At 72.0% G+C, this 15,219-nt stretch carries 13 protein-coding genes and 1 pseudogene; 12 read left to right on the top strand and 2 right to left on the bottom strand.

Annotated elements, in window-relative coordinates:
• The first annotated feature begins 53 nt into the window (after nucleotides 1–53).
• The 5 genes from rfbB to AB0K12_RS35750 all read left to right on the top strand — a co-directional run bounded on the left by rfbB (nucleotide 54) and on the right by AB0K12_RS35750 (nucleotide 7,838).
• Nucleotides 54–980 (top strand): dTDP-glucose 4,6-dehydratase, encoded by a 927-nt coding sequence (rfbB, locus tag AB0K12_RS35730; RefSeq protein WP_364571342.1) that lies wholly within the window; start codon nucleotides 54–56, stop codon nucleotides 978–980.
• Nucleotides 981–1,005: 25 nt separating this feature from the next.
• A complete protein-coding gene (gene rfbD / locus AB0K12_RS35735; protein ID WP_364571344.1) occupies nucleotides 1,006–1,857 on the top strand; it encodes a dTDP-4-dehydrorhamnose reductase in 852 nt (283 codons plus the stop codon).
• Between the two features lie 191 nt (nucleotides 1,858–2,048).
• Complete coding sequence (locus AB0K12_RS35740) at nucleotides 2,049–2,828, top strand: WecB/TagA/CpsF family glycosyltransferase (RefSeq protein WP_364571346.1); 780 nt, start codon at nucleotides 2,049–2,051, stop codon at nucleotides 2,826–2,828.
• Nucleotides 2,825–3,940: a hypothetical protein gene (locus AB0K12_RS35745; protein ID WP_364571348.1), complete on the top strand. Its 1,116-nt coding sequence runs from the start codon at nucleotides 2,825–2,827 to the stop codon at nucleotides 3,938–3,940. Before AB0K12_RS35740 ends, AB0K12_RS35745 begins: the two co-directional genes overlap by 4 nt.
• 139 nt (nucleotides 3,941–4,079) lie before the next feature.
• Entirely contained in the window at nucleotides 4,080–7,838 is a 3,759-nt protein-coding gene (locus AB0K12_RS35750) for a LamG-like jellyroll fold domain-containing protein (protein ID WP_364571350.1), read from the top strand.
• A 5-nt stretch (nucleotides 7,839–7,843) separates the two neighbouring features.
• Here AB0K12_RS35750 and AB0K12_RS35755 read toward each other — a convergent pair whose 3' ends face one another.
• Both AB0K12_RS35755 and rfbC read right to left on the bottom strand, forming a co-directional pair.
• Entirely contained in the window at nucleotides 7,844–8,674 is an 831-nt protein-coding gene (locus tag AB0K12_RS35755; RefSeq protein WP_364571352.1) for a glycosyltransferase, read from the bottom strand.
• Nucleotides 8,668–9,225 (bottom strand): dTDP-4-dehydrorhamnose 3,5-epimerase, encoded by a 558-nt coding sequence (gene rfbC, locus AB0K12_RS35760; RefSeq protein ID WP_364571354.1) that lies wholly within the window; start codon nucleotides 9,223–9,225, stop codon nucleotides 8,668–8,670. The genes AB0K12_RS35755 and rfbC overlap by 7 nt, the downstream gene beginning before the upstream one ends.
• Before the next feature lie 93 nt (nucleotides 9,226–9,318).
• On the opposite strand from rfbC, the pseudogene AB0K12_RS35765 reads away from it, so the two are divergent.
• From AB0K12_RS35765 to AB0K12_RS35795, 7 genes and pseudogenes are all read left to right on the top strand, one after another.
• Nucleotides 9,319–9,504, top strand: a pseudogene (locus AB0K12_RS35765) (SAM-dependent methyltransferase); the annotation flags it as partial.
• 84 nt (nucleotides 9,505–9,588) lie between these two features.
• Nucleotides 9,589–10,527: a class I SAM-dependent methyltransferase gene (locus AB0K12_RS35770; protein WP_364571693.1), complete on the top strand. Its 939-nt coding sequence runs from the start codon at nucleotides 9,589–9,591 to the stop codon at nucleotides 10,525–10,527.
• On the top strand, nucleotides 10,524–11,303 hold the full coding sequence (locus AB0K12_RS35775) for a glucose-1-phosphate cytidylyltransferase (protein ID WP_364571356.1): 780 nt from the start codon (nucleotides 10,524–10,526) through the stop codon (nucleotides 11,301–11,303). Before AB0K12_RS35770 ends, AB0K12_RS35775 begins: the two co-directional genes overlap by 4 nt.
• The gene (locus tag AB0K12_RS35780) at nucleotides 11,285–11,947 is read left to right on the top strand and encodes a PIG-L family deacetylase (protein WP_364571358.1); all 663 of its coding nucleotides are present in this window, start codon (nucleotides 11,285–11,287) and stop codon (nucleotides 11,945–11,947) included. The genes AB0K12_RS35775 and AB0K12_RS35780 overlap by 19 nt, the downstream gene beginning before the upstream one ends.
• Nucleotides 11,947–12,963 carry an NAD(P)-dependent oxidoreductase gene (locus tag AB0K12_RS35785; protein ID WP_364571360.1) on the top strand — a complete coding sequence of 339 codons (1,017 nt, stop codon included), beginning with the start codon at nucleotides 11,947–11,949 and terminating at the stop codon, nucleotides 12,961–12,963. The genes AB0K12_RS35780 and AB0K12_RS35785 overlap by 1 nt, the downstream gene beginning before the upstream one ends.
• Nucleotides 12,960–14,234: a DUF4910 domain-containing protein gene (locus tag AB0K12_RS35790; RefSeq protein WP_364571362.1), complete on the top strand. Its 1,275-nt coding sequence runs from the start codon at nucleotides 12,960–12,962 to the stop codon at nucleotides 14,232–14,234. Before AB0K12_RS35785 ends, AB0K12_RS35790 begins: the two co-directional genes overlap by 4 nt.
• Nucleotides 14,231–15,214 carry a hypothetical protein gene (locus AB0K12_RS35795; protein ID WP_364571364.1) on the top strand — a complete coding sequence of 328 codons (984 nt, stop codon included), beginning with the start codon at nucleotides 14,231–14,233 and terminating at the stop codon, nucleotides 15,212–15,214. Before AB0K12_RS35790 ends, AB0K12_RS35795 begins: the two co-directional genes overlap by 4 nt.
• Nucleotides 15,215–15,219: the final 5 nt, after the last annotated feature.

Genomic DNA, 15,219 nt, shown 5'->3' on the forward strand with positions numbered 1-15,219 from the left:
CCCCTCGTGAACGAGGGGGATTCCCACGGTCGCCCGTCCCACGGAGGTATCTGATGACAAGAGTCCTGGTGACGGGGGGCGCGGGGTTCATCGGCTCGCACTTCGTCCGCACCCTTCACGACGCGTACGTGACCGTGCTCGACCTGCTCACCTACGCCGGCGACCGGGCCAACCTCGACGGGGTGCGCCACGAGTTCGTGCACGGCGACATCTGCGACGCCGAGCTGCTCGCCCGCGTGGTGCCCGGGCACGACCTGGTGGTGAACTTCGCCGCCGAGTCGCACGTGGACCGCTCGATCGAGGGCGCCGCCGCGTTCATGCGCACCAACGCGCTCGGCACGCAGACGCTGCTCCAAGCCTGCCTGGACGCCGGGGTGCCGAAGGTGGTGCAGGTGTCCACCGACGAGGTCTACGGGTCGATCGACGTCGGCTCGTGGGACGAGAGCGCGCCGCTGCGGCCGCGCTCGCCGTACGCGGCCTCGAAGGCGAGCGGCGATTTGATCGCGCAGGCGTACGCCATCACCCACGGCCTGAACGTGTCGATCACCCGGTGCGGCAACAACTACGGCCCCGGGCAGTATCCGGAGAAGATCATCCCGTTGTTCGTGACCCGGCTGCTCGGCGGCGGCACCGTGCCGCTCTACGGCGACGGCGGCAACGTCAGGGACTGGGTGCACGTCGAGGACCACTGCGCCGGCATCCGCCTGGTCGCCGAGAAGGGCGAGCCCGGCGAGGTCTACCACATCGCCGGCACCGCCGAGCTGACCAACAAGGAGCTGACCGCGCGGCTGCTGGAGGCGTGCGGGTGCGGCTGGGACCGGGTCGAGTACGTCGCCGACCGCAAGGGCCACGACCGCAGGTACTCGCTGGACGACAGGAAGCTGCGGGCGCTCGGCTACCGGCCGGGGATCCCGTTCGACAAGGGGCTGCGTGAGACCGTCCGCTGGTACGCCGAGCACCGGGACCGGTGGAGCGCGTGATCGCCCGCTTACGCCGGGAGGCGGCATGAGGTGGCTCATCACCGGGGGCGGCGGCATGCTGGCCACCGACGTGCTCGACCGGGCGGCGCTGACCGGGGAGCCGGTGCTCGCGCTCGGCCGCTCGGAGCTCGACGTGTCCGACCGGCGGGCCGTCCGCGACTTCGTGTGCGCCTACCGGCCGCGCGTGGTGGTCAACTGTGCCGCGTGGACGGCGGTGGACGACGCCGAGGCCCATCCCGACGCGGCCCTGCGCGTCAACGGGCGGGCGGTGGGCTGGCTGGCCGAGGCGTGCTCGCGGGCCGGGGCGCGGCTGGTGCACGTGTCCACCGACTACGTCTTCGACGGCGCCTCGCCGCTGCCCTATGGGGAGGACGCGCCGGCTGCGCCGGTCAACGCGTACGGGCGGAGCAAGCGGGCGGGGGAGCTGGCGGCCCTTGAGCACGGGCACTACGTGGTGCGCACGGCCTGGCTCTACGGCGCCGCCGGGCCGAACTTCGTCCGGACCATGATCGGGCTGGCGGGTGAGCGGGACACCGTGGACGTCGTGGACGACCAGCGCGGCCAGCCGACGTGGACGGCGGACCTCGCCGACTACCTGGTGCGCCTGGCGCAGTCCGACCTGCCGCCCGGCGTCTACCACGGCACCAGCGCCGGCGAGACGACCTGGTACGGCCTGGCCAGGGAGATCTTCGCGCTGCTCGGCCGCGACCCGGAGAGGGTGCGTCCCGTGCCCTCGGAGGCGTTCCCCCGCCCGGCCCGCCGCCCGGCCAACAGCGTCCTCGCCCACACCCGAGCGGACCCGCTCCGCCACTGGCGCGACGCCTTGCACGCCGCCTGGCCGGTCCTGACCCGCGGTCGCCGGTGCAGCACCGTGTAGGCGCTTCAGGCGCGGGGGCCATGCGGCCAGCCACCTCCGCCGGCCGTGCCGCCACCGCCCGGTCCGCCGCGACCGCGGCGTCCCCCTGGCCTGCCCGTGCGGCGTGGCCGTATCCGGCCACGTCAGCGGGGCTGTGGGGTGTCACGTTTCCGGGGCTGGGAGCGATATCCCAGGGACACCCAGGGGGACGGATGACGAAATTTCCGGATCGGACCGGCAGAAAAGCGTTATTCGGCACCGTGCTGGACGCCCTGACCATGAGCCAGGTGATCGAGCGCTGCGTGGCGGCCGTGGCGGAGCGGCGCCCGCTGACCATCGGCGTGGTGAACGCCGCCAAGGTCGTCAACATGCGCACCGACGCGGGCCTGCGGCGCTCGGTGCTCGACAGCGACCTCGTCCTGGCCGACGGGCAGTCCGTGGTGTGGGCGGCGCGGCTGCTCGGCCACCGGGTCCCCGAGCGGGTCGCGGGCATCGACCTGTTCACGGAGCTGATGGCCGAGGGAGGACGGCGCGGCCTCAGGGCGTACTTCCTCGGCGCGACCGACGAGGTGCTCGCCGACATGCTGGCCGAGGTACGCCGCCGCTATCCGGGACTGGCCGTGGCCGGCTCGCGCAACGGCTACTTCCCCGACGAGGAGTCGGCACGGGTGGCGGCCGAGATCGCCGCGTCCGGGGCCGACCTGCTGTTCCTCGGCATCACCTCGCCGAAGAAGGAGATCTTCGTCCGCGAGTGGGGCCCGAGCACGGGCGCGTGGGTGATCCACGGGGTGGGCGGCTCGTTCGACGTGCTGGCCGGGCGCACCAGGCGGGCGCCGGTGCGCTGGCAGCGGCTCGGCCTGGAATGGCTCTACCGCATGGTGCAGGAGCCGGCCAGGCTCGGCCCCCGGTACGTGCGGACCAACGGCAGATTCCTGCTCCTGGTGCTCCGGGAGTGGGCCGGTGTCAGACGCAGGATCGAGGAGACGACGTGACGGATCACCGGATCGCTCTGCTGAGCTCCGGACATCAGGACTTCGTGACCGGCATGGTGGACCTCGCCGTACGCGGGCTGCCCTTCGCGTACGAGGACGGCGAGTTCGTGTTCACCCGCCGTGCCAGGCGAGAGCCAGGCGGCACGTGGACGGCGGTGCCGGAGGGACGCAGCATCCGTTACGCGGCGATCGTCGCGCTCGGCGTGGCCACCCTCGACGAGCACCGGCAGCGCGCGGCCCTGGCCGGCGACGACGTGCACGACCTGGTGGGCGCCCTGGTCAAGCGGCTGCCCGAGGTGAGCGGCGTCGGGGATGCGGCGCTGATCTGCTGGGCGGCGGCCGAGACGGGCCACGCGGACCTCGGCAGGGCGCTCGACCGGCTGGACGAGCTGGACACCGCACCCCATCTGCACACCGTCGAGGCCGCGTGGGCCCTGGCCGCCCTGGTCGCGGCCAGGGTGGGGGACGCGCGCCTGGAACGTGCCCGCGCGCGCCTGCTCGGCGGGCTCGCGGGCAACCGCCTCTATCCGCACGCGCTCGGCGAAGGGCCGCTGGTGCCGCGTTACCGCGCCCACGTCGGCTGCTTCGCCGACCAGGTCTATCCGCTGCAGGCGCTGGCCAGGCTGCACGCCGCCACCGGCGACGACGCGGCGCTGGAAGCCGCCGAGCAGGTGGCGCGGGGCATCTGCGCCGCCCAGGGGCCGGACGGCGAGTGGTGGTGGCACTACGACGCGCGGACGGGGTCGGTGGTCGAGGGCTTCCCCGTCTACTCCGTGCACCAGCTCTCCATGGGGCCGATGGCGCTGCTCGACCTGGCCGACGCGGGCGGCACCGCGTACGTGGCCGAGATCGAGAAGGGGCTCGGCTGGATGATGGCGCGGCCCGGGTTCGTGCGTGACGACCTCGCGCTGACCTGGCGCAAGGAGGCCAGGAACGACCCGCGCAAGCTCGTACGCGGCCTGCGCGCGGCGGCGACGGGGGTGCACCGGGGGCTGCGGCTCGGGGTGCTCGACCGGCTCTACCCGCCGGTGGCCGTGGACCGGGAGTGCCGGCCGTACGAGCTGGGCTGGCTGCTCCACGCATGGCTGACCAGAAGCGGACAAACATCGTGACTTCCGGCTAATTGCATGCGATAGATCGAATTCCGGGCTCGGGGGAGTTTCGCTCTTGGAGGGGGTCCTCGTGGTGAGACGGCTTTGCCGTGCGCTCTTATCCACCCTGTCAGCCACACTGCTGATCACGACCGGTTCAGTGTTCGTCGCCTCGCCCGCCGCGCAGGCGCTGCCCGCCAGCTTTCAGCGGCAGGTCGTCTTCAGCGGGCTGACCAATCCGTCGAACATCGAGTTCGCCTCCGACGGCCGGGTGTTCGTGGCCGAGAAGAGCGGCCTGATCAAGGTTTTCGACTCGCTGAGCGACACCACACCGAGCGTCTACGCCGACCTGCGCACGCAGGTGCACAACTTCTGGGACCGCGGCCTGCTCGGCTTGGCCCTGCACCCGGACTTCCCCGACGACCCGCGCATCTACGTCCTGTACTCCTACGACGCCGTGCCAGGCGGCACCGCGCCGCGCTGGGGATCGCCCGGCGCGACCGCCGACCCCTGCCCGACCCCGCCGGGCCCGACCGGCGACGGCTGCCTGATCACCGGCCGGCTGTCCACGCTGACGCCATCGGGCACGGGCGGCGCGATCGTCGAGACGCCGCTGATCACCGACTGGTGCCAGCAGCACCCCAGCCACTCGGTCGGCGACCTCGCGTTCGGCCCCGACGGCATGCTGTACGCCAGCGGCGGCGACGGCGCCAGCTTCAACTTCGCCGACTACGGCCAGGACAACCTGACCGGCTCCGACATCACGCCGGACAACCCGTGCGGCGACCCGCCCTCGCCGGTGGGCACCGCGCTCACCCCGCCGGCCGCCGAGGGCGGCGCGCTGCGCTCGCAGGACCCGCGCACGACCGGCGACCCGACGGCGCTGAACGGCACCACGATCAGGATCGACCCGGACACCGGCGCCGCCGCCCCCGGCAACCCGAACGCCGGCAGCAGCGACCCCAACCTCGCCAGGATCGTCGCCTACGGCCAGCGCAACCCGTTCAGGATCACGATCAGGCCGGGCACCGGCGAGGTCTGGGCGGGCGAGGTCGGCTGGAACATCTATGAGGAGATCAACCGCATCGCCGACCCGACGGGCCCGGTGCGCAACTTCGGCTGGCCCTGCTACGAGGGCGCGGGCCGCCAGGGCGGCTACGACAACCTCAACCTGACGCTCTGCGAGAACCTGTACGCGGCGGGGTCGTCGGCCCACACGCCGCCGTACTTCGCGTGGAGCCACAACTCCAGGCCGGCGCCGAACGACCCGTGCCCGTCCGGCGGCTCGTCCTCCAGCGGCGTGGCCTTCTACGAGGGCGGCACCTACCCGCCGGCCTATGACGGGGCGCTGTTCTTCTCCGACTACAGCCGCTCGTGCGTGTGGGTGATGACCAAGGGCGCGAACGGCCTGCCCGACCCGGCCACCATCGCCACGTTCGACTCCGGCATCCCGGCCGTGGAGCTGGAGACGGGGCCGGGCGGCGACCTGTTCGCGGTCGACTACAACAACGGCCGCATCGTCCGCTACCTGTACGACAACACGCCCCCGGCCGCGGTCATCGGCGCCAGCGCCACCTCCGGCAGCGCCCCGCTCACCGTGAACTTCACCTCGGCGGGCTCGGGCGACGCCGACGGCGACCCGGTGACGTTCCGCTGGGACCTCGACGGGGACGGCGACTTCGACGACTCCACCGCGGCGAGCCCGTCGCACACCTACACCCAGCCCGGCTCGTACGTGGTCAAGCTGCGGGTCGACGACGGCCGGGGCGGCCAGGGCGACGCGACGGTGACGATCAACGTGAACAACACGGCGCCGGTCGCCGCCATCACGACCCCGTCGGCCGGCTACACGTGGGCGGTCGGCGACACGGTGACGTTCTCCGGCACCGGCACCGACGCCCAGGACGGCTCGATCCCCGGCTCCCGGATGTCGTGGCGGCTGATCCTGCACCACTGCCCGAGCACCTGCCACGAGCACGAGATCACCACCTACACCGGCGCGAGCGGCTCATTCGCGGCTCCCGACCACGAGTACCCGTCGCACCTGGAGCTCAGGCTGACCGTCACCGACGCGCACGGGCTCAGCGACACCGCGAGCGTGCTGCTGCAGCCGAAGACGGTCGAGCTGACCTTCCAGACCGAGCCGGCCGGGCTGCAGCTGGGCTTCAACGGCGAGCAGACGATCGCGCCCTTCACCAGGACGGTGATCGCAGGCTCGCACAACTCGGTCTCCGCGCCGTCGCCGCAGAGCGCCGACGGCCGGTCGTACACGCTGGAGTCCTGGTCGGACGGCGGCGCGGCGACGCACAATGTGACCGCGCCCGCCACGGCGGCGACGTACACGGCGACCTATGAGGAGGCTGAGGCCCCCGATGGCCTGGTGGCCGCGTACGGGATGAACGCCGGCGCCGGGACGGCCGTCACCGACGCCTCCGGCGCGGGCAACGACGGGACAGCCGCGAACACCTCGTGGGCCGTGACCGGCAAGTACGGCCAGGCACTCACCTTCAACGGCACCTCCAGCTGGGTCACCGTGCCCGATGACGGCTCGCTCGACCTGACGGACGGCATGACGCTGGAGGCGTGGGTGCGGCCGACCACGGTCACCGGCTGGCGGACGGTGCTGATGAAGGAGTTCGGCGCCGACCTGTCGTACGCGCTGATGGGCAGCGGCGGCAGCGGCCCCGGCGCGTTCGTCCACACCGCCTCGGGCGCCAACGCCCAGGCCCCGGCCAACCTGCCGCTGAACACGTGGAGCCACCTGGCCGCGACCTACGACGGGACGACGCTGCGGATGTACGTCAACGGCACGGAGGTCGCCACCAACTTCACCGGCGGCGACCTGCGCATCGGCACGGGCCCGCTGCGCATCGGCGGCAACGGCGGCTCCGGCGAGCACTTCGGCGGCCAGATCGACGAGGTACGCGTCTACGACAAGGCGCTCACCGCCGCCGAGATCGTCACCGACATGAACACCCCGGTCGGCCAGCAGGGCTCGCCCGACACGCAGCCGCCCACCGCGCCCGGCTCGCTGACGGCGGCGGGCGGCCCCGGCAGCGTCCAGCTCTCCTGGACGGCCGCCACCGACGACACCGGCGTGACCGGCTACACCGTGCACCGCTCGGAGACGGCCGGGTTCACCCCCTCAGGGGCCAACCAGGTGGGCTCGACGGCGGGCACGTCGTTCACCGACTCCGGGGTCGCGGCGGGCACGTACCACTACCGCGTGGTGGCCTTCGACGGGGCCGGCAACACGGGCCCGCCGTCCGGTGAGGCGTCGGCGGTGGTCACGGAGCCGCCGGGCGGGGACGGGCCGGTGGCCGCGTACGGGATGGACGCCGGGTCGGGCACCACCGTGGCGGACACCTCGGGTGGCCATGACGGCACGGCGACGGCCACGACCTGGACGGCCGGCAGGTACGGGCAGGCGCTGACGTTCAACGGCTCGTCCAGCTGGGTCACGGTGGCCGACGCGCCCGCGCTGCGGCTCACGGACGGCATGACCGTGGAGGCGTGGGTGCGGCCGACGACCGTCACGGGCTGGCGGACGGTGGTGATGAAGGAGTTCGGGGCCGATCTGGCGTACGCGCTGATGGGCAGCGGCGGCAGCGGCCCCGGCGCGTTCGTCCACACCACGTCGGGCGCCAACGCCCAGGCCCCTGCGAACCTGCCGCTGAACACCTGGAGCCACCTGGCGGCCACCTACGACGGCACGACGCTGCGGATGTACGTCAACGGCACGGAGGTCGCCACCAACTTCACCGGCGGCGACCTGCGGACCGGCACGGGCCCGCTGCGCATCGGCGGCAACGGCGGCTCGGGCGAGCACTTCGGCGGCCAGATCGACGAGGTGCGGATCTACGCCAGGGCGCTCACTCCCGCCGAGATCGTCACCGACATGAACACCCCCATCACATGACCGGATCAGCTCCTGCTGCTCTCGTCGCGCAGCCAGGTGGTGTAGTCGCCCGCGCGGATCGCGCGGGCGGCCCGCCTCCTGGCGAGCACGGCGACCAGCGCGAACAGCGCCGCCGCCGGGGCCAGCCACGGCCGCCTCGCCACGACGGCGAGCAGGTCGCGCGCCCCCGTGCGCTCGCCGGCCGTGGCGGCGGCCTGCTCCAGCTCGCTCACGCTGGTGACGGCCCGCACCCGGCGGCGCATCAGGTCGGCGAACGTGCGCGGCGGCCTGATCACGGCGCGGGCCCCGGGCACGATCACCCGTTCGCCGGGCTCGAACGCGAGCGAGGCGGAGAGGTCGTCGGCCATCGCGGGCGGCAGCGCCCTGATGCGCGCGTTGCCCTCCTCGCCGACCGCGATGACGCCGCGGCCGAACAGCCCGGCGCGCACGTGCGGCAGCCGCGTCCAGATCGCGTAGTAGGCGCGGACCGTCCAGGGGCGGCCGGTCATGGGCAGCTCGCGGTCTGGGGCGGCGGCGAGCGGGCCGCCCGGCGCGGACAGGGCCGCCGCGAGCGCGCGGGCGGCGGCGGTGCTCAGCTCGATGTCGGCGTCGACGTACAGGCGGGGGTAGCCGCGGGCGGCGGCGTCGCCGAGCCGCAGCGCCTCGCGCTTGGACGGCACCGGAGTCGTCAGGACGCGCACGCCGTGGGAACGTGCCACGCCCTCGGTGCCGTCGGTGCAGCCGTTGGCGACCACCACGACGTCGAACTCGCCCGGCGCCGCCTGCGCGAGCAGGCCGCCGAGCAGCCGGCCGAGCACCGCGGCCTCGTTGTGCGCCGGGACGACGACGCTCACCATGACGGGAGGATGCCCGCGTCGAGCGCCTGCTTGAGCGTGGGCGCGGCGGCGTCCTTGGCCGACAGCAGGGGCTCGCCGTCCAAGGGCCACTCGATGCCGAGATCGGGGTCGAGGGGGTGGACGCCGTGCTCGCGGGCCGGGTCGTAGGGCGTGGAGCAGAGGTAGACGACCGTGGCCGACTCGCTGAGCGCCAGGAACGCGTGGCCGAGACCCGCGCCGATGTAGAGGCCGTGCCGGGACTCGTCGTCCAGCCGTACGGACTCCCAGCGGCCGAAGGTGGGCGAGCCGGCGCGCACGTCCACGACCACGTCGAGCACCGCGCCCGCCGCGCACGTCACGTATTTCGCCTGGCCGGGTGGCACGTCGGCGAAGTGCACGCCGCGGAGGACGCCGCGCCTGGAGACGGAGCAGTTCACCTGGGCCAGCTCCATCGAGTGCCCCAGGGCCTCGCGGAGGTCGGCGGCGCGGAAACTCTCCAGGAAATCGCCGCGGTGGTCGCTGTGGATGCGGGGGGTGTGCAGCAATGCCCCGTCGATGCTCAGGCGTTTCATGCAGACACTTGTAACACTCTTTGCCACCTATCCGAAGTACGTCTGTGGGTTGATATAGGGGGAAATCGTGCCATTAACGGGTGGGATCCATCGATGACGACAGCGTGCCGCTTGTGCGGGGCGAAAGACCTGGTCAGCGTGGTGGATCTGGGGGCGACGCCGCCCTGTGAGCTTTTTCTCACCGCCGAACGCCTTGACGAACCCGAGACCACGTATCCGTTGCACCTCCGGGTGTGCACGCAGTGCTGGCTCGCGCAGATACCGCCGCTCATCACACCGGAAGAAACTTTCACGGAATACGCATACTTCGCCTCCTATTCTTCGTCCTGGGTCGCGCACGCCGGACGCCATGTCGCCGCGGCCGTGGAACGGTTGAAGCCGTCCTTCGTGGTCGAGGTGGCCAGCAACGACGGCTACCTGCTGCAGCACGTGGTCGAGCGCGGCATCCGGTGCCTCGGCATCGAGCCGTCGGCCAACGTGGGGCAGGCGGCCAGGGACAAGGGCGTGCCGACGCTGACCGCGTTCCTGACCCCGGAGACCGGCGCCGAGGTGCGGGCCGGGAACGGTCCCGCAGATCTCGTGGTGGCCAACAACGTCTACGCGCACATCCCCGACGTCATCGGCTTCACCGAGGGCCTGCGCGCGCTCGTGGCCGACGACGGCTGGGTCTCGATCGAGGTGCAGCACCTGCTGACGCTGGTCGAGCTCAACCAGTACGACACGATCTACCACGAGCACTTCCAGTACTACACGGTCGCCTCCGCGCAGCGGGCGCTGGCCGCCGGCGGGCTGACGCTGGTGGACGTCGAGCTGCTGCCCACCCACGGCGGCTCCATCCGGCTGTGGGCCCGGCCGTCGGGCAGCCCGTCGCAGCGGGTGCGCGACGTGCTCGCCCGTGAGAAGGCCGCCGGGCTGCACGACCTGTCCGGGTACGCCGGCTTCGCAGACCGGGTCGCCAAGGTCAGGCGTGACCTGCTGCGCTTCCTCATCGACGCCGCCGACGCGGGCAAGACCGTCGTCGGGTACGGCGCGCCCGGCAAGGGCAACACGCTGCTCAACCACTGCGGGATCAGGCCCGACCTGCTGGCGTACACGGTGGACCGCAACCCGTACAAGCACGGCAGGTTCACCCCGGGCACCAGGATCCCGATCGCCGAGCCCGAGCGCATCGCCCGAGATCGCCCCGACTACGTGCTGGTGCTGCCCTGGAACCTGCGCGACGAGCTCACCGCCCAGCTCTCCTACGTGCACGAATGGGGAGGCCGGCTGGTCTTCCCGATTCCCCACCTGGAGGTCGTGTGAAGGTCGTCCTGTTCTGCGGCGGTTACGGCACGCGCATGCGGACGGGCGTGCCGGGCGAGGTGCCGAAGCCGATGGCGCTCGTCGGCCCGCGCCCGCTGCTCTGGCACGTCATGCGCTACTACGCGCACTTCGGGCACAAGGAGTTCGTCCTCTGCCTGGGGTACGGCGCCCACCACATCAAGGACTTCTTCCTCGGCTACCAGGAGGCCACCTCCAACGACTTCGTGCTGCGCGGCGGCGAGGTCGAGCTGCTGTCCAGTGACATCTCCGACTGGTCGATCTCGTTCGTGCAGACGGGCGTCAACTCGCCGATCGGCGAGCGCTTACGCCGCGTCCGCGACCACCTCGGCGGCGCGGAGATGTTCCTCGCCAACTACGCCGACGTGCTCACCGACGCGCCGCTGCCGGACATCATCGACCGGTTCGTCGCCTCGGGCGCCGCCGCCTCGATGATGGTGGTGCCGCCGTCACAGACCTTCCACTGCGTGGACGTGGCCGAGAACGGCCTGGTCGGCGGCATCTCCCCGGTCAGCGAGATGCCGGTGTGGGTCAACGGCGGCTATTTCGTGCTCACCCAGGAGGTCTTCGAGCACATCCCGGAGAACGGCGACCTGGTCGCCGACGGCTGCGTCGAGCTGGCCAAGCGCGGCCGGCTGCTGGCCTACCGGCACCGCGGCTACTGGCGGCCCACCGACACGGTGAACCAGCGGATGGAGCTGGACGAGGCGTACTCGCGGGGCGAGCGGCCGTGGGCCCTGTGGGAACGGTCCCGGTGATCGGGCTCGGCGTCGGTCGGCTGACCGGCATCGTGGCGCTCGCCGCCCACTGCGACGACCTCGCGATCGGGGCCGGCGGCAGCCTGCTGACCGTCTGCGCCGCCCGCCCTGGGCTGCGGGTGGACGCGCTGGTGCTGACCGGCGGCGGCACCGCGCGGGAGGACGAGGAGCGCGCGGCGCTCGCCGACTTCTGCCCCGGCGCGGACCTGCGGGTCACCGTGCTCAAGCTGCCCGACGGCTACCTGCCCGCCCGGTGGGAGGAGGCCAAGGCGGCGGTGGAGGACCTGCGTTCGCGTACGGACCCCGGCCTGATCTTCGCGCCCTGGCGGGGTGACGCCCACCAGGACCACAGAGGGCTGGCGAAGCTGGTGCCCACCGCCTTCCGCGATCACCTGACGCTCGGCTACGAGATCGTCAAATGGGACGGCGACCTCGCCGCCGCCTCCGTCTACCAGCCGCTCGCCGACGAGGTGGCCGCGCTGAAGGCGGACCTGCTCCAGCGGCACTACGCCTCGCAACGGCACCGCCCCTGGTACGACCGCGAGGCGTTCCTCGGCCTCGCCCGGATCCGCGGCATCGAGTGCCACGCGCGCTACGCAGAGGCGTTCCACGTTTCCAAGCTGACCGTCGATCTGGAGAACTGATGCGGGTACTTCTCACCGGCCACCAGGGCTACCTGGGCACCGTGCTGGCCCCCATGCTCGTCACCGCCGGGCACCAGGTGATCGGCCTCGACTCGGGGCTGTTCGCCGACTGCGTGCTCGGCCCGTCCCCGGAGCCGGTGCGGGCGCACGCCGTGGACCTGCGGGACGCGGAGCCCGAGCACGTGGCCGGCTGCGACGCCGTGATCCATCTGGCCGCCTTGTCCAACGACCCGCTCGGCGCGCTCGCGCCCGATCTCACCTATGACATCAACCACCACGCCTCCGTCCGGCTGGCCAGGCTGGCGAAGGACGCGGGCGTGCGCAGGTTCCTCTACGCCTCCACGTGCTCGGTCTACGGCGCGTCCGGCGGGGCGGACCTGCTGGACGAGGACGCGCCGCTGCGGCCCGTCACCCCGTACGCCGAGTCGAAGGTGCGGGTCGAGGACGACCTGGTGGCGCTGGCCGACGCCGGCTTCACGCCGGTGTTCCTGCGCAACGCCACCGCCTTCGGCTTCTCGCCGCGGCTGCGGGCCGACATCGTGCTCAACAACCTGGTGGGGCACGCGTACCTGACGGGCGAGGTGCGGGTGCTGTCGGACGGCACGCCGTGGCGGCCCCTGGTGCACGCCAAGGACATCGGGCAGGCGTTCGTCGCGGCGCTCGAAGCACCCCGCGAGGCCGTGCACGCCAGAGCCTTCAACGTGGGCACCGAGGTCAACAACGTGACCGTGGCCGAGATCGCGGACGAGGTGATCGAGGCGGTGCCGGGTTCGACGCTGACGATCACGGGGGAGGCGGGCGCCGACCCGCGCTCGTACCGGGTGGACTTCTCCCGCATCAGGGCCGCGCTGGGCTTCGAGGCGCGCTGGACGGTCAAGGCGGGCGCGGTCGAGCTGATGGACGCCTACCGCGACTACGGCCTGACCAGGCACGACTTCGAACGTCGCTACACCCGCCTGGCCAGGCTCGGCGACCGGCGCGCGGCCGGCACCGTCGACGCCACGCTGCGGCCATGACCGGCGAGGAGATGCACGCCCTCGTACGCCGCCTCTATCCGCTGTGCCGCAGCATCACCGGCGACGGGCTGCGCCGCACCCTGGAGATCATCGGCGAGTCGGCGCCGCTGCGGCTCACCGAGGTGCCGACGGGCACGAAGGTGCTCGACTGGACGATCCCCCGGGAGTGGAACATCCGCGACGCCTCCATCAAGGACCCCTCGGGGGCCAGGGTGGTCGACTTCCAGGAGTCGAACCTGCACGTCGTGGGCTACAGCGTGCCCGTCCACGCCACGCTCACCCTGGACGAGCTGCGCGGGCACCTGCACACGCTGCCAGAGCAGCCGCATCTGGTGCCGTACCGGACCAGCTACTACGCCGAGACGTGGGGCTTCTGCCTGAGCCAGGACACCCTGGACACGATGGGCGAGGGGCCTTACGAGGTGCGCATCGACGCCACGCTCGCCGACGGCCACCTGACCTACGGCGAGCACGTCGTGCCCGGCGAGAGCGCGCAGGAGGTGCTGATCTCCTGCCACGTCTGCCACCCGTCGCTGGCCAACGACAACCTGGCCGGGGTGGCGGTGGCCGTCGCGCTGGCCCGCCGGCTCGCCGAGCTGCCGGAGCGCCGCTACACCTACCGGTTCGTCTTCGCGCCGGGGACCATCGGGGCCATCACCTGGCTGGCCCGCAACAGGGAGAGGACCGGGCTCATCAGCCACGGTCTCACGCTGGCCTGCGCCGGAGACCCCGGCCGGCTCACCTACAAGCGCAGCAGGCGGGGGGACGCCGAGATCGACCAGGTCTTCGCGTACGTGCTCAAGGACCGCCCGCACACGCTGCTCGACTTCACCCCGTACGGCTACGACGAGCGCCAGTACGGCTCACCCGGGTTCAACCTGCCCGTCGGATCGCTGACCCGGTCCACCTACGGGAGTTACCCGGAATATCACACCTCGGGGGACGACCCGGATCTCGTCCGCCCCGAGGCCATGGAGGACACCCTGGAGACCCTGTGGGCCGCCGTACAGGTGCTGGAGGGCAACCGCCGCTACCAGAACCTCAGCCCGTACGGTGAGCCACAGCTCGGCGCCCGCGGCCTGTACGGCTCGCTCGGCGGCCGCAGCGACACCAAAGAGGCCCAGCTGGCCATGCTGTGGGTGCTGAACCTCTCCGACACCGAACACAGCCTCCTCGACATAGCACGTCGTTCCACGATGCCGTTCGCCGCGCTGGCGGACGCCGCACGGTCATTGCAGAACGCCGGTTTGCTGAAGGAGTGGATTAGTTGAGTCCGACGCTGAAAGTCGGAGACGTGGTCGAGGTCCTGAGCGCCGAGGAGATCCTCGCCACGCTGGATGAGAACGGGGAGCTGGACAACCTCCCCTTCATGCCCGAGATGCTGCGCTACTGCGGACGCAGGCTCACCGTGCACAAGGTGGCCAACAAGCTCTGCGACACGATCAGCAGCACCGGCATGCGCCGCATGCGGGACGCCGTGCACCTCGCGGGCACCCGCTGCGACGGCTCGGCGCACGGCGGCTGCCAGACGGCCTGCCTGCTGTACTGGAAGACCGCCTGGGTGCGCAAGGTGGACGGCCCGCCCACGCCGGAGCCCGACCGGGTGAGCCCCGAGCGGCCGCCGCTGCCGATCCTGGAGGTCAACACCCGCAAGGAGCCCGGCCCCGGCGGCGAGGAGCGCTTCCGCTGCCAGGCCACCGAGCTGCTGCGGGCGGCGCCCGAGTTACTGCCCTTCCGTAACGTCGGGCAGTACGTGACGGATATCCGGGTGGGCAACGCCGGGATCGGGCCGACGCTACGGACGATCTTCTTCGGGCTGTTCAACCGCTACCAGCGGCTGTCGCGGAGGTTCCCTCGACGGCTGCGCATCAAGGACGGTCTGGCCTGGGGGTTCGTCCAGCCAGGCCCGCACACCGGACCCGCCCCGACGGGCACGACCGGCCTGCAGCCGGGCGAGCTGGTCAGGATCAAGTCCAAGGACGAGATCGTCGCCACCCTGACCACCAAGGGCTACAACAGGGGGCTCGGCTTCGAGGAGGACATGGCGCGCTCCTGCGGGCGCACCGCCCGGGTGGCCGCCCGGGTGGAACGCTGCATCGACGAGAAGACCGGCGTGATGCTGACCATGAAGAACCCCTGCATCGCGCTCGACGGCGTCATCTGTGACGGCGTCTACAAGTCCAACTGCCCCCGCGCGTTCATCCCGTTCTGGCGGGAGATCTGGCTGGAGCGGATCGACGAGCCGAGCTAGGGAAA

It is taken from the genome of Nonomuraea sp. NPDC049419 (genome assembly GCF_040676995.1).
GTDB classification, from domain to species: domain Bacteria; phylum Actinomycetota; class Actinomycetes; order Streptosporangiales; family Streptosporangiaceae; genus Nonomuraea; species Nonomuraea salmonea.

Excerpts from the sequence above, each read along its gene's own strand:
- AB0K12_RS35740 (WP_364571346.1), top strand. The coding sequence starts at position 2,049 with ATGACGAAATTTCCGGATCGGACCGGCAGAAAAGCGTTATTCGGCACC.
- AB0K12_RS35785 (WP_364571360.1), top strand. The coding sequence starts at position 11,947 with ATGCGGGTACTTCTCACCGGCCACCAGGGCTACCTGGGCACCGTGCTG.
- rfbD (WP_364571344.1), top strand. The coding sequence starts at position 1,006 with ATGAGGTGGCTCATCACCGGGGGCGGCGGCATGCTGGCCACCGACGTG.
- rfbC (WP_364571354.1), bottom strand. The coding sequence starts at position 9,225 with ATGAAACGCCTGAGCATCGACGGGGCATTGCTGCACACCCCCCGCATC.
- AB0K12_RS35790 (WP_364571362.1), top strand. The coding sequence starts at position 12,960 with ATGACCGGCGAGGAGATGCACGCCCTCGTACGCCGCCTCTATCCGCTG.
- AB0K12_RS35755 (WP_364571352.1), bottom strand. The coding sequence starts at position 8,674 with ATGGTGAGCGTCGTCGTCCCGGCGCACAACGAGGCCGCGGTGCTCGGC.
- rfbB (WP_364571342.1), top strand. The coding sequence starts at position 54 with ATGACAAGAGTCCTGGTGACGGGGGGCGCGGGGTTCATCGGCTCGCAC.